This is a genomic window from Sphingomonas sp. UYEF23, from assembly GCF_040546165.1.
Lineage (GTDB): Bacteria > Pseudomonadota > Alphaproteobacteria > Sphingomonadales > Sphingomonadaceae > Sphingomonas > Sphingomonas glacialis.
This window is the reverse complement of the sequence record NZ_JBEPNG010000002.1, coordinates 286697-305423: the sequence shown is the minus strand read 5'-3', so window position 1 is coordinate 305423 and position 18727 is coordinate 286697. Positions and strand designations below refer to the sequence as shown.

Here is an 18727-nt window from a genome sequence, read left to right as displayed (position 1 = left end):
ATCCTCAACCCACCACGACCGTCGTCGGCGACGTGAATTTGTAATCCGGCACGAGCAGATTCTTCGGTGCCGGGCCTTTGCGGATGCGTGCCGCGGTGTCGTATTGCGACCCGTGGCACGGGCAGAAATAGCCGCCGAACTGGCCGCGATCCTCGCCGCTGGTGATGCCCTGCGGGATGCAGCCGAGATGCGTGCAGACGCCGAGCGTAATCAGCCAGTTCTTTTGACCGCGCGTGCGCTGCTCGAGCGTTTCGGGGTCGCGCAGCGACTTGATGTCGACCTTGTCGGCGGCGGAGATTTCCGCGGGCGTCAGGTTGCGGACGAAGAGTGGCTGCTTGCGGAACGACACGACGACGCCCTGCCCGGCCTCGACCTTGCTGAGATCGACTTCGGTCGTCGCCAGCGCGAGCACGTCGGCCGACGGGTTCATCTGGTTGATCAAGGGGACGACGATGGCGAGCGCGCCCACGCCGGCGACAGAAACCGCCGCGATGTTGAGGAAATCGCGACGTCGCGGCTCCCCGTCATGGTGCGGTTCCTCATGTAGGGGAACGTCCAGGGTGTTTCCGCTTGCCATCCACTCGCCCTTGTTCTTCGCCCCCCGCCACTGCGCGCGGTCGAGCGATCAATTTTTGACACGACGCCCTGCACGACGGATCCACAGGCACGCCTGAACGCTTCCCTCGATCGGGGAAGCTTGAGGGCTCTGTTAGCCGGGCCGCCTAGCTTTTGCCAACTGCATTTTAAGGGTGCTAGCGGGGCGGCATGCGTATTGCTCTTTATCAACCCGACATGGCCGGCAATGTCGGCGCCATCTTCCGGCTCGGCGCCTGTCTTGGCGTCGGCGTCGACGTGATCGAGCCGACGGGCTTCACTTGGAGCGAGAAGGCGCTCGCCCGCTCGGGGATGGATTATGCCGAACTGGTCGAGGTGCGGCGGCATGTCGACTGGGATGCGTTCGTCGCGACTGTGCCGCAGCGAATCGTGCTGCTGTCGACGCGCGGCGGCGTGCGGCTCGACGCCGCAGCGTTCTGCGCCGACGACGTGCTGCTGATGGGATCGGAGGGCAGCGGCGTTCCCGAGGCGGTGCACGATCAGGCCGATCTTGCGGTGCGGATCCCGCTGGTACCGGGGATGCGCTCGCTCAATATCGCGGTGGCGGCGGGAATCGCGCTGAGCGAGGCGCTGCGCCAGACCGGCGGTTGGCCCGCCTAAATCTGCCCCGGAACTCGGGGGAGGATGTGGAAAGCCATCTCGACTTGGGCGCGATCCCTCGTCACAACAGCGGCATGCAACTCGACCCCGAACAAACCACCGCCCGCATTTGGTTCGAGCAATTGCGCGACCAGATCTGCGCCGAATTCGTCGCGATCGAACGCGAGGCCGGCTCGGACGCCGATTTCGACTACACCGCGTGGGACCGCACCGACCCGAGCGGTGGTGACGGCGGCGGCGGGGTGCGCGGGGTGATGAAGGGCCGGGTCTTCGAAAAGGTCGGCGTCAACGTCTCGACCGTCGGTGGCGCGTTCGAGGGCGAATTCGCCAAGTCGATCCACGGCGCGGCCGAAGACCCGAGCTTCTTTGCCACCGGCATCAGCCTCGTTGCGCACATGGCCAACCCGCATGTCCCCGCGGTGCACATGAACTGCCGCTTCCTCGTCACCACCAAGCGCTGGTTCGGCGGCGGCGCCGATCTCAACCCGCCCTTGCCCTATCCCGAGGACACCGCCGAATTCCACGCCGCGATGAAGGCCGCATGCGACCCGCACGGCGCGGACTATTACGAGCGCTATTCGAAATGGGCCGAGGACTATTTCTACATCCCCCACCGCAAGGTGCACCGCGGCGTCGGCGGGATTTTCTGCGACCATCTCGAGGGCGATTTCGCCGCCAATTTCGCTTTCATCCAGGATCTCGGCCGCGCGTTTCTCGACGTTTACCCGAAGATCGTGCGGCGGCGGATGAACTTGCCGTTCACGCCCGCCGACACCGCGCAGATGCTCGAATGGCGCGGGCGCTATGCCGAATTCAACCTGGTCTATGATCGCGGCACGCTGTTCGGGCTCAAGACCGGCGGCAATATCGATGCGATCCTGATGAGCTTGCCGCCGCTCGCGACCTGGTCGTGAGCCAATGGGGCTGACACCGGTCCGCGACGCAGAGGTCGCGGCGATCGTCACCACGCTCGAGATGCGGCAAAAGCCGCCGCTGCGCCCCCTCCCCGCCTCGCGGCTACGGCTCGCACGCTGGGAGGCGCCGACGCCCGATCGCTACCGCGTTTTGTTCCGCCGCGTCGGCGCGCCGTGGCTGTGGTTCTCGCGCCTCGTGATCGACGAAGCCGCCCTGCGCGCGATTATTCATGATCCGGCCGTTGCGGTCTATGCCGTGGTCGATCCCGCGGGGATCGAAGTGGGGATGGTCGAGCTCGACTTTCGCCAGCCCGCAACATGCGAAATCTCGTATTTCGCGCTCATCCCCGAACTTGCGGGTCAGGGCTTTGGCCGCTGGCTGATGGCGGAAACGCTCGCGCGCGCCTGGGCGAAGGGGATCGCGCGCGTTTGGCTCCACACCTGCACACTCGACCATCCGAGCGCGCTCAATTTCTACCGCGCGCAAGGCTTCACCGCGATCCAGCGGACGATCGAAACCTTCTCCGATCCGCGCATCACCGGGCATCTCCCGCCCGAGACGGCGCCTCAGATTCCGCTTCTGAGCCGCCGGTAGAGCGCGACCTCGAGCAGGATCGCGGCGATCGTCGCGACGCTGCGCGCGCCGCCATTGCACACGTCGAGCACTGCAGCGACGACTGGGTTGGCCATCGGCGCGCCGTTCATCGCCGAGCCGAGCAATTCGAACGGCAGCGCCAGCACGTCGCCCGCAATCAACGGCACGCACGCAAACGCCATCAGCGTGAGGCCATGCCCGCGCGTGAGCGCAAAGCTGCGCCGCCACGCCGCGATCACGCCGAGCGGCCGCTCGCCGACGAAGGCCGGGCCGATGGGCATCAGCCGCCCTTTCAGATACAGGCCCGGAATCAGCAGCAGCGAGGCGATGTTGACGGGAAAGGTCACCACCAGCGCCAGCAGGATGTAGCGCGGCAGCAGCGGCAAAGCCTTGCGCAACGCGCCGGCGACATCGGGGCGGTCGCGATCGGTATAGAGCAGCAGCAGCGTCAGCGTTCCGAACAACGACGCCAGCGTCAGCGCGAGCACGAGCAGGTCGTTATGCCTCGACCACAGAGCGACCGCATCGAGCCACGCCTGCAGCGCGACCGGATCCGAGCTCGACGCAGGCAGCGGCGGGGTCGGGTCGACGAACATCACTTGCGCCACCCGCGGCACCAGCAGGAAGACGCCCCCGACCGCGATCAACAGGTCGGAATCGCGCTTCGCCATCGCCCAGGCGTCGCGCAGCACGGCGGCAGCATCGAGCTTCATGAGCGCGCGACGATCGCCTCGCGGGCGGCGAGATACAGCTTGGCGAGGAACACCACCGCGAGCAGCGAGAACAGAGTCGAGACGCCAGCGACGACGACCTGCGTCAGGATGCTGGCGAGCGTGACGGTCCCCTCGCCGCCGAGGACGAGCGCGAACACCGTCCCGAATACGCTCTTGGCCGCCGCCGAGGCGACCCACGAAACCACGCCGTACAGCATCACCACGCCGATCACCTTCCACGCGATATGCCGCGTCAATTCAAAACTCCGGCGATAGACGCCCAATCCGCGCCGCTCCTCGAGCACGATCGGGGTCACCAGCACCACGCAGCGCGCATAGGCCCAGAACAGCAGCACGGCCAGCACAACACTGTAGAGCGAGACGAACGCCAGCGCGCCGCCATTGACGTCGCCCGGCTGCAGCGTGCCGGCAGAAAGCGCGGCCATGTTCATCCCGCTCAGGCCAAGCACGATCCCGATCGGCATCGCCAGCACCACGACCACCGCGAGCGTCACCAGCCCGATCCCGAGCACGGGCAGGAAGCGCCGATTGGCGGCCTGCACCGCGGCAGCGCGCGAGATCGCCGGATCGAGCGCGAGCGCGGTGAGCGCGAGCCCCGCCCAACTCGTCAGCAGCGACAGCAGCAAGACGATGATCCCGAGCAGCAGGTCGCCGCCATGCCCGCTCGATCCCATCAGCGGCATCAGCGTACCGATCAGGGCCAGCGGCACGAACAGCCCGAGCAGCACGATCGGCAGCATCGCGGCGCGGCGCTCGCTCAGGCAGTCCGTGGTGCGATCCCACACGGTGCTCATCGTCACGCTCACGTCGTTCCTCCCCGCTTCGCCGCGCGGCCCCGACCGCGCGCCCGCTCTTAGACCGACGCCGCCGCGCTTGCCAATCACTTGCGTCCGGCCTGCAGCCGGGCCACATCGCGCAGGTGACCGATCTTCGCGACGACATCGAATGGCGCATTTCCCCCGCGCCGATCCCCTATGCCGAGGCGCTCGCCGAGATGGAGGCGCGTGCCGCGGCGGTGGTCGAAGGCCGAGCGCGCGAGCTGATCTGGCTGCTCGAACATCCTGCGGTCTACACCGGCGGGACGAGCGCCGACCCGAGCGAACTGCGCGACCCGCAATTCCCGGTGGTGCAGACCGGGCGCGGCGGGCGCTACACCTATCACGGCCCCGGGCAGCGGATCGGCTATGTCGTGCTCGATCTCAACAAGCGCGGGCGTGACGTGCGCCAGTTCGTCCACGGTCTCGAAGGCTGGGTGATCGACACGCTCGGCGATCTCGGCATCACCGCCTTTCGTGCTCCGGGCCGCGTCGGCATCTGGACGCACATCGCTGGCCCGCTCGGCGGCGACCCGGTCGAGGCCAAGATCGGGGCGATCGGCGTGCGCGTTCGGCGCTGGGTGACGCTCCACGGCTTTTCGATCAACCTCTCGCCCAACCTCGCCCACTTCGGCGGGATCGTGCCTTGCGGCCTCCCCGACTTCGCGGTGACCAGCGCCGAGATGCTCGGCCGGCCGACCGATTATGCAACTTTTGACGCAGCCTTGGCGTTGCGCCTTGCAGCGTTCCTGCAAACTCATTCTATCAGGCAACAAAACTGGGCTTGAGGGTCAGGCGTTTCCGGACTAATGTCCACCACGGTTTGGGTATTAAAGGTCTCGAGGCCAACCAACCATTTATCTAGGGAGCTTTCCAATGCGTGCATTCATTTCCAAGGTCGCTGCTGGTTCGATGATCGCTGTTGCCGCGATCGCGATTTCGGCATGCACCCCGAAGACCGAGACGACGACGACCGACAACACGATGGTCACCGACATGAACTCGACCGACACGATGGGCGCGACGACCAACGACACGATGACGTCGACCGACGCCGCTGGCAACGAAGGCATGATGGCAAACGACACCATGATGACCTCGAACACCACGACCACGACCACCACCAACGCAATGTAATCTTCCCGTCAGGGAACGATTATCGCGAGGGCCGTCCGGGCAACCGGGCGGCCCTTTCGATTCCAGCGCAGAACGCCCGGGCATCGGCATGCGATGAAACGAAAAGAGTTGGGTTGCGCGTCAAAAAGCCGTAATCGCAGCATCGTTAACGAGAGGCTTTCAATGACCGTGTTGCGTAAACTGGCTGCGATCACCGCAATCGCGGGCGCCGCCCTCGCCGTCACTCCTGCGTCGGCACAGTTCTTTTTCAAACCGCATGATTTCAGTGGCCCGCCGATCCGCGGCGACGAGCCAGGCCTGCCGACGCTGCCGGGCGCAACCGACGAGGAAGTTCGTGCGAACCTGGTGTGGAACATGCGCTCGGCGCTCAACGTCGCGGCGCTGCAGTGCCAGTTCGAACCGAGCCTGTTGACGGTCGAGAATTACAACATCTCGCTGATCAACCATAAGGACGAGTTCAAGAAGTCGCTCGACATCCTGACCAAATATTTCACGCGCGTAAACAAGGGCCTCAAGCCCGGCCAGGCGGCGATGGACCGCTATGGCACGAAGACCTATTCGGCGTTCACCACGGTCAACGCCCAGCTCGGCTTCTGCCAGACCGCGGCAGCCGTCGCGACCGATGCGGCTTACGCACCGCGCGGCGAGCTGTACAAGGTCGCGGTGCGCGACATGAGTTCGCTGCGCAATGCGCTGATCCCGTTTGGCGAGGAACGCTTCGCGCGCCGCGTCCGCGTCGACACGCGGCTGTCGCTGCCGCGGCTCGACGACGCGTGCTGGGACAAGCGCGGCACCTGGCTCCAGCGCAAGTGCGGGGAATTCTCGACGACGTTCCGCTGACGCGGTGCGTCGGGGCCTGCCTCAGCGCAGGCCCAGCGCCTTGTGCGCCTGCAGCGTCAGCCGCCACTGCGGGCGCGCCATGACGAGGTCGATCGCGGCGGCGTGATTGGCCTCGGCAGCGATGCTGTCGAGCGGCTGGATCAGATGATGCACGAAATCCCAGCTTTCGAACTCGGCGACATCGCTGCCCGGCTGCGGCCAGACGAGCTTCAATTCGTCGCCGCTGCGCTGGACAACTTCGCTCCCGGCCTTGGGGCTGATGCACACCCAGTCGATCCCGGGATGTACCGCGAGCGTCCCGTTGCTTTCGATTGCGATCTCGAAACCCGCGGCGTGGAGCGTGTCGACCAAGGCATCGTCGACTTGCAGCATCGGCTCGCCGCCGGTGAGCACGACGAAGCGATGCGCCGGGTCAGCGCCCCAGAAGTCCGCGACCGCCGCGACCAGGTCGACCGCATCGGCGAATTTCGCGCCGCCCGCGCCGTCGGTCCCGACGAAATCGGTATCGCAGAAGCGGCAAATCGCGCTCGCGCGGTCCTGCTCGCGCCCCGACCACAGATTGCACCCGGCAAAGCGGACGAACACCGCGCGCCGCCCGGCCTGCACGCCTTCGCCCTGCAGCGTGAGGAACATTTCCTTGACCGCGTACGACATCGGATCAGACCGCGTAGGCGGTGGGATCGGGAAACCCGGCTTCCGCGAAGCCCTTCTTGCGCAACCGGCAGCTGTCGCACACGCCGCAATGCAACCCACCCGGCGCGGGGTCGTAGCACGACCAGCTGAGCGCCGGATCGATCTTCAACCGCGCCGCTTCGCGGACAATGTCGGCCTTGGTCATGTCCTGTAACGGCGCATGGATGCGGAACGGGCTGCCCTCGACGCCTGCCTTGGTGGCAAGTTCGGCGAGCCCCTCGAACGCGGCGATGAATTCGGGACGGCAATCGGGATAGCCCGAATAATCGAGCGCATTGACGCCGATGAACAGATCGCGCGCGCCCGCAGCTTCGGCCCAGCCGAGCGCAAGGCTGAGGAAGATCGTGTTGCGCGCCGGTACGTAGGTCACCGGGATCCCCGGCTGGACGCCGTCCTTGGGCACGTCGATATCGGCGGTCAGCGCCGATCCGCCGAACGCCGCGAGATCGAGCGGCAACATGACGTGTCGCTCGGCGCCAAGCACATGCGCGATCCGCCGCGCCGAAGCGAGCTCGAGCCGATGCCGCTGGTTATAATCGACCGACAGCGCGAGCAGCCGATAGCCCGCCTCGCGCGCAAAGGCCGCAGCGACCATCGAATCAAGACCACCTGAGACCAAGACGACAGCAAGCGGTGCGGCGCCTGCAGGCGCTGCCGAAATGTTTTCGTTTGTCATAATCTCCCGCGGGTACCCCTCGCCCTCGCATTACGCAAGTATAGCCCCGTCAGAAAAACGGGCCGCCCTTAGGCGGCCCAGGGGATGCCCATCTCTGGGCGATTGGGAGAAAAGCGTGCGCTCACAAGAATTGCACGAACCCGTCCTAGTGCCGAAAGATTGAAAAGACCTTTACCGCGATCACTTAAGGCGCGCGACACCTGCTGCGCAGTCACCAACGCGACGCGCCTCATATTGCTCGTCGAACGGCGCACCGCGCAAAATGCCCTGCGTCTCGAGATTGAAATTGCGCTGCGTCGCGACCTTGACGCTGGTCTGCCCATGGCCGGTCCCGGGGCAGACATAGGTCACCCGCGCGACATTGGCATCGTCGACCAGGACTTTGTGCTGGCACTGCGCATTGCCATGCCCGAACTGAATCAGCGGGCGTGCATCGGCGATGCAGATCGACCGCGGCGGCGCATCGCTATCGAGCGCCTTGAACTGCCATTCACCCGGTTCGATCCGCGCCAGCGCGGCCAGTGTCGGCGCACCCGCTGGCGCTGCGGCGGCCAAGCCGCCCGTCGCTGCCAAGCCCGCAATCATCGCGCGCACCACGTTTCGCACTTGCATTGTATCGATCCCTGTCCGGCAGCGCGCCTCTGCGCGGCCGGCTCGCTTCCAGACGCGTATCTGGGGATACACCCGCCCTGTTACAATGCGTTTACGTAACGATCTCGCTCGCGGCGGGAACGGGGAATTTGGTCGCGCAAAACGCGCAATCGACGAAGATCACGCCGTTCTCATCGGCCATCGCCTGCTGCTCGGATGGCGGGAATTTGCCGAGCACTTGCGCGATGTAATCGGGCGAGCAGCGGCAGCCGCGCGCGAACGCGGTCTCGCCGTGGAGGCGGACTTCCTCCTCCTCGTTGAACAGGCGCCAGACGAGCGTCTCGAGCGGCAGCGCCGGGTCGGCAAGCTCATCGGCCGCCATCGTCCCACCCAGGATCGCGACATGTTCCCACTCGGGATGGTCGAGCCGGGTGTGGAGCCGCTCGCGGCCATCCTCGCCCTCGGGGAGATGCTGGAGCAGCAACCCGCCCGCGACGCGCTTGCCATCGGCCGCGCGGCCGACGCCGACGCGCACCAGCGTCGGGATCTGCTCGGACTGGAGGAAATAATGCTCGGCCGCTTCGCTCAGCGAGCTGCCGTCGAGCGGGACGATGCCCTGATAGCGCTCGCCGGTGGTTACCTGGTCGAAGGTGATCGCGAGATAGCCTGCACCGAACAGCGCGAACAGGCTCGGCTCTTCCGGCCCTGCGGCGAGCCGCTCGGCATCGTATTGGACATAGCCGCGCAGTTCGCCGCCGCGATAATCGCACACCAGCAGCGTGACGATGCCGTTCTGCGTCTGCGCCTGCATCGTCAGCTGACCGCCGGCATCCTTGAGCGTCGAGCCGATCAGCGCGGCGAGCGTCAGCGCCTCGGCGAGCAATGCCTCGATCGCGGGCGGATAGGCGTGCGCCGCGAGGATGGTGTCGAGCACCGGCCCCAGCCGCACGATGCGACCGCGCGCGTGGCGCTGCGGGATGGTGAAGCCGAGCGCGCGGTCGGTGTCGGTATTGTTGGTGTTTTCCATGTCATCCCCGCAAAAGCGGGGATCCCGCTTCTTCTACTGGCGCTGCAAGAGCAGCGGGATCCCCGCAATCGCGGGGATGACGGGAGATAAGAGTGCGCGCGTCAGAATCAACTCAACCGATCTGCCCGAAGCACCAGCGCAGCACCGATTTCTGCGCATGAAGCCGGTTCTCCGCCTCGGGCCAGATCAGCGATTGCGGCCCGTCGATCACCTCGGGCGTCACCTCCTCGCCGCGATGCGCGGGAAGGCAGTGGAGGAACACCGCTGCTGGATTGGCCTGCGCCATCAGCGCGGCGTCGACTTGATACGGCAGCATCGCCTTGAGCTTGGTATCGGCATGCGCCTGCCCCATCGAGATCCAGGTATCGGTGATGACGACATCGGCGCCCGCCACCGCCTCCGCGGGGTCCGAGACGACGCGCGCGCGCCCCGCGCCGCGGCCGATCACGGCATCGTCGGGCTGGAACCCTTGCGGGCACGCCGCGACGACGTCGAACTGCATCAGCCCGGCGGCCTCGACGATCGAGGCGAGGACGTTGTTGCCATCGCCGAGCCAGGCGACCTTGAGCCCCGGGAGCGGTTTGCCCGCCTCGAGGATCGTCAGCAGGTCGGCCATGATCTGGCACGGATGCGAATCGTCGGTCAGGCCGTTAATGACGGGGATCGTCGCATACTGCGCCATTTCCTCGAGCTTGGCGTGATCGTCGGTACGCAGCATGATCGCGTCGCAATAGCCCGACAGCACGCGCGCGGTGTCGGCAACGGTCTCGCCACGGCCGAGCTGGGTGGTGCCGGAGTCGAGGATCACCGAGCTGCCGCCCAGCTGGCGGATCGCCATGTCGAACGACACACGCGTACGAGTCGAGCTCTTTTCAAACACCATCGCGAGCGTGTGGCCGGCGAGCGGTGCGTCGGCGTCGGGCTTGCCCTTGGGCCAGCCGGCACGCGCCGCCTTGCGATCGAGCGCATCGGCCAGCATCGCGGCCACGCCATCGGGACCGGCATCGGAAAGCGAGAGGAAGTTACGCATCCTAAATCCTTAATTCCCTCTCCCTCTGGGAGAGGGAGGGAGCGGCGAAGCCGCGGAAGGGTGAGGACAGGGTGTTGGCGTGCGCTGCCCTCACCCTTCCCACCCGGCTGCGCCGAGCGGGCCCCTTCCCTCTCCCAAAGGGAGAGGGAGTTTTAGCTCACGCCGCCACCGCCACGGGCGTGAAATCGCGCGCGCCGTCGCTCAGCTTCTGGACGAATTCGGCGATATGCGCGTCCTCGATCACCAGCGGCGGCAGGACGCGGACGACGTTCTCGCCCGCCGCGACCGTCAGCAGCCCGTGATGATCGCGCAGATGCGCCACGAAATCGCGCGCGACGACGGCATCCTTGAGCTTGATCCCGAACATCAGCCCCTTGCCGCGCAGGCTGTCGAAGATCTGGTCGTAATTCGGCATCATCTGTTCGACCGAGGCGCGCAACCGCTCGCCCATCGCGGTCACATGCTCGAGGAAGCCCGGCTCGAGCATCACGTCGAGGATCGCCTCGCCCGCCGCCATCGCCAGCGGGTTGCCGCCATAGGTCGAACCATGCGTGCCGAATACCATCCCCTTGGCGGCTTCCTCGGTCGCGAGGCACGCGCCGAGCGGGAAACCGCCGGCGATGCCCTTGGCCGAGGACAGGATGTCGGGGGTGATGCCGTAATGTTCATACGCCCACATCTTGCCGGTCCGACCATAACCGCACTGGACCTCGTCGAGCACCAGCAGCAGGCCGTGCTCGTCGCACGCCTTGCGCAGCCCTTGCAGGAACTCGGTGGTGGATGCCGAGACGCCGCCCTCGCCCTGGATCGTCTCGACCATGAAGCCGGCGGTCGTGTCGTCGATCAGCGCCAGCGCCGCTTCGAGATCGTTGAACGGCGCATAGGCGAAGCCCGGCAGCAGCGGCTCGAAGCCGTCGCGCATCTTCGGCTGGTTGGTCGCCGAGATCGCCCCCATCGTGCGCCCGTGAAAGGCGTTGTTGAAGGTGATCAGCGTCGTGCGCTGCGGATTGCCGTTGGCATAGTGATAGCGCCGCGCGGTCTTGATCGCGCATTCGACCGCTTCGGTGCCCGAATTGGTGAAGAACACCGTGTCGGCGAACGAATTCTCGACGATGCGCTGCGCGAGATGCTCGCCCTGCGGCGAACCGTAGAGATTGGAGACGTGCATCAGCGTGGCTGCTTGCTTGGCAATCGCCTCAACCAATTTGGGGTGGCCGTGGCCAAGCGCGTTGACCGCGATGCCGGCGGCGAAATCGAGATATTGCTCGCCTTGCTCGCCGTACAGATAGCAGCCTTCGCCTCGCACCGGGCGTACGCCGCACCGCGGGTACACAGGCATCAAAGCGGGGGTCGACACGGGCCGTCTCCTGAAAAAGCAAAAGGGCGACCCAACCGGTCGCCCGAATCCCGTTTTACGAAGATGCCGCCGCAAGCGCAACACCGCGCGGCATCGGCCGGGAAGACGCTATTGCGACGGGCCGACCGGCGCGATCTTCATACCGTCGCCGAGTTGATCGACGCGCGTCAGCGCGACCCACTCGCCCTTTTGCAGCCCGGCGCTTACGCCGATGCCGTCGGGCGTCTGTTCGCCGAGCGTCACCGCGCGCCGCTGCACGCGCGCGCTCGACAGATCGACGACATAGACCGCCGCCGCGCCTGTATGCGGGCCGAGGATCGCGCTCGGCGGGACCGCGAGCATCGTCGTGCCCGCGCCCGTCGCGACAATTCGCGCGGTTGCCGACTGGCCAGCGGCGAAACGCGAATCACGCGGCAAGGTGATTTCGACCTTCGATGCGCCCGCCTTGGGCGGCGCGATCCGGATCACGCGCCCGACGACGACATCGCCGTGGAATGCCGGAAAGCGGATTTGCGCGCTTGCGCCGAGCGTGATGCGCGCCGCGTCCGCCGCGGGCAGCGTGGCGAGCAGGGCATAGCCGGCGTTGGCGGCCTTCGCCCCCGGTGCAGCGGTCCCCGGCATCGCCTCGACCGCACGCGCGGCGACCGTGCCGGGTCCGCTGACGGTTGCGGCAAACACCGTCCCGCCGACTTGTGCGATGCGGACTTGCGGTGCCTGCGGGGCTTGCGCCGTCGCCCCCGCCGTCGGGACGGCGTTTGGCGCAGCCTTGCCGCACGCCGCGACGAGCAGCCCCATTCCCAGCGCGCACCAGATCCGCATCATCGACTCCTTCTGCCCGCGCGCTACGCCAAGCGCGCACAACACGGAACGCCTCAGTTCTTGATCTTCCAGCCCGAGCGCAGCAGCGCGTAGCACAGGGTCCCGAGCGCGACGTCGATCGCGAGGATCACCGCGCCGCCGACCAGCACGGGCGAGTCGGCGGTGCCGAGGAAGCCGTAGCGGAAGCCCGAGATGATGTAGAAAAACGGGTTCACATGGCTGAACGCGCGGAACGCGGGCGCGAGCGTATCGACCGAATAGAAGGTGCCCGACAGCAGCGTCAGCGGCGCGATCACGAAATTCTGGACGGCGGCGGCATGATCGAACTTCTCCGCCCAGATCGAGGTCAGCACCCCGACCAGCGCCAGGAACGCCGAGCCGAGCAGCCCGAACCACAGGATCGCGAGCGGATGGACGGGCACGATATGGACGCCCGGCCACAAGGCCATCGCGACCGACACGGCAAGCCCCACGCAAATCGCGCGCGTCACCGCACCACCGACCATCGCGACGAGCAACTCGGCGGTCGACAGCGGCGGCATCAGGTAATCGACGATCGTGCCCTGGATCTTGCCAACCAGCAGCGAGAAGCTCGCATTTGCGAACGCGTTCTGCAGCATGCCCATCACGATCAGCCCGGGGGCGATGAAATCAGCGAAGGGAACCGCGACCCCGCCGACCATCACCGGGCGCTTTCCGCCCGTCGCGACGGTGAAAATGATCAGGAACAGCAGCGTCGTGATCGCCGGCGCCCAGATCGTCTGCAGCTGCACCTTGAAGAAACGGCGCACCTCCTTGATATAGAGCGTTCGAAGACCGCCCCAATTGACATTCCGGATGACCGGAACGCCGGGAGCGTTCATTTGGGTACGAATTTCGCCGATTGGGGGCTGGCTGCTCATGGGGGTGTCGCTAAAGACTGCCGCCGCCGCCCGCAACCCCGGCATGACGATTGGGAAAATTGAATGAGCTGGACCGACGAACGCATCGATACGCTGCGCAAGCGCTGGGAAGCAGGCCAGACCGCGAGCCAGATCGCCGAGGAACTCGGTGGCGTCAGCCGCAATGCCGTCATCGGCAAGGCGCACCGCCTTGGCCTGCAGTCGCGTCCCTCGCCGGTCAAGCCGAACGAGCCAGCGGCCGCCACCGCCGCCGCGCCCGCACCGACGCCGGCACCCGCGCCCGCACCAGTAGCACCACCCAAGGCCGCGGCCCCGGTCGCACCCGCACCCAAGCCAGCGCCGCCTGCCCCGCGCCCGGCGGTCGTCGCAGCGCCCCCGGTCGCTGAGATCGAAGACGAGGCTGAAGAAGAGGAGGTCGCGGTCGAGGCCGATAGCGACGACGACACCGATGAGGCCGATGCAGCCCCTGTCGTCGTGCGTCCCGCGCCCCCGATCCTGCGCTCGGTCGGTCCCGGCGGCTTCCTGCGCCAGGCGCCCGGCGAGCAGCAAGCGCCGATCACGCCAGCGCCGCCGCGCCGCCTCGTGCCCGCCAAGCCCTCGGCCGAAATGGCGGGCAAGACGACCTTGCTCGATCTCAACGACAAGATCTGCAAATGGCCGATCGGCCACCCGGGCGAACCCGACTTCCACTTCTGCGGCGAGAACGTGAACCCCGGTTTCCCCTATTGCGTCGGGCATTGCGGCCACGCGTATCAGGCGCAGCTGCCGCGCCGCGATCGCCGCCCCGCCCCGCCGCTCCCGTTCGGCGGCCCGCGCGCGCGCTGAACGCACGCGAAGCGTTACGAAAAAGGGGCGCCCGGCAGATGCCGGGCGCCCCTTTTTGTTTGCTTGCGTTCGTCACCCCGGGAAACGCCCGGAGTGACGCGTCGCGGTTCCTAGAAGCGGAAGTTCGCGGTCGCGCGCACGCTGTGCCAGCGGAACTTGTCGTCGCTGCGCTTGAAGTCGGTACCGCCAGTGTTCGGTGCGAGCACGAACGGATTGGTCGCCGGCGCAGTGCCCTGCGTCACACGAACGCGATACTCATCGTCCTTATACTGGTTGTACAGATACTCGAGACCGATCGAGAAGTGACGACCGAGCTTCTGCTCGATGCCGCCGCCCGCGACGAAGCCCCATGCGTCATGCCGGCTGCCATTGTCGGCGAAGGCATTGGCGGTGTTGCTCGTGGCAAAGCTCGACTTGGTCTTGGCATAGGCGCCGCCACCGGTCGCATAGAACAGCGTCTTGTCGAACGCATAGCCGGCGCGCAGGCGGGCATTGGCGTCGAAGTCGACCTTGCGCGTCATGACGTAGCTGGCAGGCGTCGTGCTGAAGCCCGAGACGCTGTCACGCACCTGGCTCTTGCCGAACTCGCCGACGACGCCGATCACGAAATGGCCATACTGCTTGTCGAAGCCGACGCGGCCCGAATAGCTGATATTGTCCTTGTCGTTGGTGCAGCCGGTCAGCGCGCCGGTGCTGGTCGCGCGACCGTTGCAGAAACCGGCGCCGGGCTGCGCGGCGGTCGGGGCGAAGGCATTCGCGCCAGCTGCGGTCGTTACCAGCTCGTTGAAATTGCCGTCACGGTTGCGGTCGAACAGGATGCTCGAGCCGACATCGTTGGGCTGCGCGTCGAAACCGACGGTGCCGCCGACATACAGGCCGTCGAACGGCTTGGGATCGGCCTCCTGCGCCAGGGCGGGGGCGGCGAAAGCGAGGCCGGCAACGAGCATGGTGGCGCCGGAAAGAAGAGACTTGGTACGCATGGAAACTCCTGGGTTGCTGCTTCAGCGCAGGAGAGACGTGCGAGCGCGGCGCTTGGCCGCATCGACATGAACATTCTGTCATGTTGATGCGAAAATATCACACCCGGCCGCTGCTACTGCGCCGTCACGCAGTGGTTGGCAGCGGTGCCACCGCGGTCCTATAGCAAGGACATGTCCGAAGACCTGTTCGCCGCCACCCCCAAACACCAGCCGACCGATTACGACGCATCCTCGATCGAGGTGCTCGAGGGGTTGGAGCCCGTCCGCCGCCGACCGGGCATGTATATCGGCGGCACCGACGAGCGCGCCTATCACCATCTCGCCGCCGAAGTGCTCGACAATGCGATGGACGAAGCCGTCGCGGGGCACGCCACGCGGATCGAGATCGAGCTGCATCCGGGCAACCGGCTGATCATCGTCGACAATGGCCGCGGCATCCCGGTCGACCCGCATCCGAAATTTCCCGGCAAGTCGGCGCTCGAAGTGATTCTGTCCACGCTGCACTCGGGCGGCAAGTTCGACGGCAAGGCCTATGCGACGTCGGGCGGTCTGCACGGCGTCGGCGTCAGCGTCGTCAATGCGCTGTCGTCGGACACGATCGTCGAGGTCGCGCGCAACCGCGAGCTCTACCGCCAGCGTTTCTCGCGCGGCGAGACGCTCGGGCCGATCGAGCATGTCGGCGCGGCACCCAACCGGCGCGGCACGATGGTCAGCTTCATCCCCGACGAGCAGATCTTCGGCCCCGAGATGAGCTTCAAGCCCGCGCGACTGCACAAGCTCGCGCGCTCGAAGGCGTATCTGTTCGCGGGCGTCGAGATTCGCTGGAAGTGCGCGCCCGAGCTGATCGGCGATGACACCCCCGCCGAAGCGGTGTTCCAGTTCCCCGGTGGCCTTGCCGATCACTTGCGCGAACAAGTCGGCGCGCGCGAGTGCGCGACGAGCGACTTCTTCGTCACGCGCCAGGATTTCCCCGGCGCGGCGGGTCGCGTCGAATGTGCGGTCGCGTGGCCGCTGTGGAGCGACGGCTCGTACAGCTGGTATTGTAACACCATCCCGACCCCCGATGGCGGCACGCACGAAGCGGGCCTGCGCAACGCGCTCGTCAAGGGCATCCGCGCGTTCGGCGAGCTGGTCGGGCAGAAGAAGGCCAAGGAAATCTCGGCCGAGGACATCATGACCGGCAGCGAGCTGATGCTCTCGGTCTTCATCCGCGATCCGCAATTCCAGAGCCAGACCAAGGACCGGCTTTCGAGCCCCGAGGCGACGCCGCTCGTCGAAAAAGCGGTGCGCGACCATTTCGACCATTTCCTCAGCAACAATATGGAGCGCGGCAAGGCGCTGTTGACCTATGTCATCGAGCGGATGGACGAGCGGCTCGCGCGCAAAGCCGAGCGCGAGGTCAAGCGCAAGACCGCGACGTCGGCGCGCAAGCTCCGCCTGCCGGGCAAGCTCACCGACTGCGCCTCGGCCGGACCCGAGGGCACCGAGATCTTCATCGTCGAGGGCGATTCGGCAGGCGGTTCGGCCAAGCAGGCGCGCGACCGCAAGACGCAGGCGATCCTGCCGATCCGCGGCAAGATCCTCAACGTTGCGTCGGCGACGATGGCCAAGATCGCCGGCAATTCGGAAATCGCCGATCTGATCCAGGCGCTCGGCTGCGGGACGCGCAAGACATGCGTGGCTGAAAACCTGCGCTACGAACGCGTCGTCATCATGACCGACGCAGACGTCGACGGCGCGCATATCGCCACGCTGTTGATGACCTTCTTCTTCCAGGAAATGCCCGAAATCGTCCGCGCGGGGCATGTCTATCTCGCGCAGCCGCCGCTCTATCGCCTCACCTCGGGCACCAAGAGCCTCTACGCGATGGACGACGCGCATCGCGAGCTGCTCGAAAAGACCGAATTCAAGGGCAAGAAGGTCGAGATCGGGCGCTTCAAGGGTCTCGGCGAGATGAACCCGATGCAACTGCGCGAGACGACGATGGACCCCAAGTCGCGCGCGATGCTGCGGATCACGTTGCCGCAGGAATATGAGGAGCGTGCGGGCGTCAAGGATCTGGTCGACCGGCTGATGGGCACCAACCCCGCGCACCGTTTCGCCTTCATCCAGGAAAATGCCGCACGGCTCGACGAGGCGGCGATCGACGCCTGAGCGAGGCTTCCCGACCCCGCACCACTGCGATACGCTGCGATCCAGGCTATGTGACGGGGGACACACGATGATTCGCAAGGTCGTTTTGCTAATCGCGATCTTAGGCCTCGGTGCGCCCGCCGTTGCGCAGACCCCGCCGGCGGCAGCGACCGTGGCGAGCGACCCGCTCCGCCCGCGCGCGCAGGCGCTGCTCGGGATCCTCGGCGGCGGCGACACCGCGGCGGAGTTCGACCCGACTTTCCTGGCGCAAATCCCCGACGCGAAGATCCGCACGATCGCCAAGCAATTGTCGGACGCCTTCGGTGCGCCGCTGGCGATCGAGTCGCTGATTGCTGCGACTCCGCAGAAAGCCAGTCTCACCGTCCGCTATGCGCGTGGAAACGTGGCGATGACGATGACGGTCGAGCCGAGCGCGGCGCATCGCATCACCGGCCTGCTCGTCACCGGCACGACCTCGCGCGAGGCATCGCTCGACCAGATCGTCGCGACGATCGGCACGCTGCCGGGCGTCGGCGGGTTCGCGCTCGCACGACTCGGCGACGGCACGCCGAGCGTGATGCAAGCGACCAAGCCGGACACCGACTTCGCGATCGGCTCGGCGTTCAAGCTCGCCATCCTGTCGGAGGCGATCCGCGCAACCAATGCGGGCGAACGGCGGTGGGACGATCTCGTCACGCTCGACGGCGCCCCGCTCCCCGGCGGGTTTTATACGCAGCAGCCTGCGGGCACCAAGGTCACGCTGCGCGAACTCGCGCAGAAGATGATCTCGGTCAGCGACAACAGCGCGACCGACATCCTGCTCGCAGCGCTCGGCCGCGCGAAGGTCGAGGCGATGTTACCGGTGATCGGCTGGCGCCATGCTGCGCGCAATCGCCCGCTGCTCGGCACACTCGACGTCTTCAAGCTCAAGGGGATTCCGGGCGGAGCACTCGGCAAGCGGTGGCTGGCGCTCGACGAAGCGGGACGCCGTGCGCTGCTCGCCAAGGACATCGCCGCAACGCCGCTGAGCGCGATCGACCCGCGGATGTTCCAGCGTGGCGTACCGGTGATGCTCGACATCGAATGGTTCGCCAGCCCCGCCGACCTCGTTCGCACGATGGACTGGATCCGCCGCACCACCGAAACCGGCCCCGGCGCGGAGGCTCGCGCGATCCTCGGCGTCAACCCCGGGGTCGGCCCGGCGCAAGCGGCGCGCTGGGGCTATGTCGGCTACAAGGGCGGCTCGGAGCCGGGCGTGATCGAGATGACGCTGTTGCTGCAGTCCAAGGCGGGCGCCTGGTATGCGCTGGCGGCAAGCTGGAACAATCCCGCGGCGGCGGTCAATGATGCACGCTTCGTGGCATTGGTCAGCAGGGCGGTGGATCTCGCTGCAGCAAACCCGTGATCTTGATGGCGATTACTGCGTATTACTTTGGAATCGACA

Annotated in this window: 21 protein-coding genes; 9 read left to right on the top strand and 12 right to left on the bottom strand. The window is 66.5% G+C overall.

Annotated features, from left to right (window positions below; translation table 11 throughout):
• Positions 1-4 precede the first annotated feature (4 nt).
• Positions 5-577 carry a ubiquinol-cytochrome c reductase iron-sulfur subunit gene (gene petA, locus ABIB28_RS04660; protein WP_133189719.1) on the bottom strand — a complete coding sequence of 191 codons (573 nt, stop codon included), beginning with the start codon at positions 575-577 and terminating at the stop codon, positions 5-7.
• A 188-nt stretch (positions 578-765) separates the two neighbouring features.
• Between petA and ABIB28_RS04655 the strand changes: the two genes are divergently transcribed.
• The 3 genes from ABIB28_RS04655 (at position 766) to ABIB28_RS04645 (ending at position 2724) form a co-directional block, all read left to right on the top strand.
• On the top strand, positions 766-1215 hold the full coding sequence (locus tag ABIB28_RS04655; protein ID WP_354286722.1) for a tRNA (cytidine(34)-2'-O)-methyltransferase: 450 nt from the start codon (positions 766-768) through the stop codon (positions 1213-1215).
• 74 nt (positions 1216-1289) lie between these two features.
• On the top strand, positions 1290-2129 hold the full coding sequence (gene hemF, locus ABIB28_RS04650) for an oxygen-dependent coproporphyrinogen oxidase (protein ID WP_354286720.1): 840 nt from the start codon (positions 1290-1292) through the stop codon (positions 2127-2129).
• A 4-nt stretch (positions 2130-2133) separates the two neighbouring features.
• Positions 2134-2724 carry a GNAT family N-acetyltransferase gene (locus ABIB28_RS04645; protein ID WP_354286718.1) on the top strand — a complete coding sequence of 197 codons (591 nt, stop codon included), beginning with the start codon at positions 2134-2136 and terminating at the stop codon, positions 2722-2724.
• Here the strand turns inward: ABIB28_RS04645 and ABIB28_RS04640 are convergent.
• Positions 2697-3437, bottom strand: a complete 741-nt coding sequence (locus tag ABIB28_RS04640) for a hypothetical protein (protein ID WP_354286716.1) — start codon at positions 3435-3437, stop codon at positions 2697-2699. The two genes, ABIB28_RS04645 and ABIB28_RS04640, sit on opposite strands and share 28 nt — an antisense overlap.
• Positions 3434-4264, bottom strand: a complete 831-nt coding sequence (locus ABIB28_RS04635; protein WP_354286714.1) for a DUF7847 domain-containing protein — start codon at positions 4262-4264, stop codon at positions 3434-3436. The genes ABIB28_RS04640 and ABIB28_RS04635 overlap by 4 nt, the downstream gene beginning before the upstream one ends.
• 113 nt (positions 4265-4377) lie before the next feature.
• Here ABIB28_RS04635 and lipB point away from each other — a divergent pair, with 113 nt between their 5' ends.
• The 3 genes from lipB (at position 4378) to ABIB28_RS04620 (ending at position 6250) form a co-directional block, all read left to right on the top strand.
• Positions 4378-5061 carry a lipoyl(octanoyl) transferase LipB gene (lipB, locus tag ABIB28_RS04630; RefSeq protein WP_354286712.1) on the top strand — a complete coding sequence of 228 codons (684 nt, stop codon included), beginning with the start codon at positions 4378-4380 and terminating at the stop codon, positions 5059-5061.
• 88 nt (positions 5062-5149) lie between these two features.
• Entirely contained in the window at positions 5150-5410 is a 261-nt protein-coding gene (locus tag ABIB28_RS04625) for a hypothetical protein (protein ID WP_189675372.1), read from the top strand.
• Positions 5411-5572: 162 nt separating this feature from the next.
• Positions 5573-6250, top strand: coding sequence for a hypothetical protein (locus ABIB28_RS04620; RefSeq protein ID WP_354286710.1), 678 nt, complete (start codon positions 5573-5575; stop codon positions 6248-6250).
• 21 nt (positions 6251-6271) lie between these two features.
• Here ABIB28_RS04620 and queE read toward each other — a convergent pair whose 3' ends face one another.
• The 8 genes from queE to ABIB28_RS04580 form a co-directional block, all read right to left on the bottom strand.
• Positions 6272-6904, bottom strand: coding sequence for a 7-carboxy-7-deazaguanine synthase (gene queE, locus ABIB28_RS04615; protein WP_354286708.1), 633 nt, complete (start codon positions 6902-6904; stop codon positions 6272-6274).
• 4 nt (positions 6905-6908) lie between these two features.
• Positions 6909-7619, bottom strand: a complete 711-nt coding sequence (gene queC, locus ABIB28_RS04610) for a 7-cyano-7-deazaguanine synthase QueC (protein WP_133189737.1) — start codon at positions 7617-7619, stop codon at positions 6909-6911.
• Between the two features lie 180 nt (positions 7620-7799).
• Entirely contained in the window at positions 7800-8231 is a 432-nt protein-coding gene (locus ABIB28_RS04605) for a DUF3617 domain-containing protein (protein WP_354286706.1), read from the bottom strand.
• A 91-nt stretch (positions 8232-8322) separates the two neighbouring features.
• A complete protein-coding gene (gene hslO, locus ABIB28_RS04600; RefSeq protein WP_354286704.1) occupies positions 8323-9237 on the bottom strand; it encodes an Hsp33 family molecular chaperone HslO in 915 nt (304 codons plus the stop codon).
• A 112-nt stretch (positions 9238-9349) separates the two neighbouring features.
• Entirely contained in the window at positions 9350-10267 is a 918-nt protein-coding gene (gene argF, locus ABIB28_RS04595; RefSeq protein WP_354286702.1) for an ornithine carbamoyltransferase, read from the bottom strand.
• Positions 10268-10424: 157 nt separating this feature from the next.
• The gene (locus ABIB28_RS04590; protein ID WP_133189745.1) at positions 10425-11624 is read right to left on the bottom strand and encodes an aspartate aminotransferase family protein; all 1200 of its coding nucleotides are present in this window, start codon (positions 11622-11624) and stop codon (positions 10425-10427) included.
• A 108-nt stretch (positions 11625-11732) separates the two neighbouring features.
• A complete protein-coding gene (locus ABIB28_RS04585; protein ID WP_354286700.1) occupies positions 11733-12443 on the bottom strand; it encodes an efflux RND transporter periplasmic adaptor subunit in 711 nt (236 codons plus the stop codon).
• A gap of 53 nt (positions 12444-12496) precedes the next feature.
• Complete coding sequence (locus tag ABIB28_RS04580) at positions 12497-13345, bottom strand: ABC transporter permease (RefSeq protein WP_133189749.1); 849 nt, start codon at positions 13343-13345, stop codon at positions 12497-12499.
• A gap of 63 nt (positions 13346-13408) precedes the next feature.
• On the opposite strand from ABIB28_RS04580, the gene ABIB28_RS04575 reads away from it, so the two are divergent.
• The gene (locus tag ABIB28_RS04575; protein WP_354286698.1) at positions 13409-14170 is read left to right on the top strand and encodes a GcrA family cell cycle regulator; all 762 of its coding nucleotides are present in this window, start codon (positions 13409-13411) and stop codon (positions 14168-14170) included.
• Between the two features lie 110 nt (positions 14171-14280).
• Here ABIB28_RS04575 and ABIB28_RS04570 read toward each other — a convergent pair whose 3' ends face one another.
• Positions 14281-15150, bottom strand: a complete 870-nt coding sequence (locus tag ABIB28_RS04570) for an outer membrane protein (RefSeq protein ID WP_354286696.1) — start codon at positions 15148-15150, stop codon at positions 14281-14283.
• Between the two features lie 171 nt (positions 15151-15321).
• Between ABIB28_RS04570 and parE the strand changes: the two genes are divergently transcribed.
• Both parE and ABIB28_RS04560 read left to right on the top strand, forming a co-directional pair.
• Positions 15322-17304 (top strand): DNA topoisomerase IV subunit B, encoded by a 1983-nt coding sequence (gene parE, locus ABIB28_RS04565; protein ID WP_354286694.1) that lies wholly within the window; start codon positions 15322-15324, stop codon positions 17302-17304.
• A 67-nt stretch (positions 17305-17371) separates the two neighbouring features.
• The gene (locus ABIB28_RS04560; RefSeq protein WP_354286692.1) at positions 17372-18688 is read left to right on the top strand and encodes a serine hydrolase; all 1317 of its coding nucleotides are present in this window, start codon (positions 17372-17374) and stop codon (positions 18686-18688) included.
• Positions 18689-18727 lie beyond the last annotated feature (39 nt).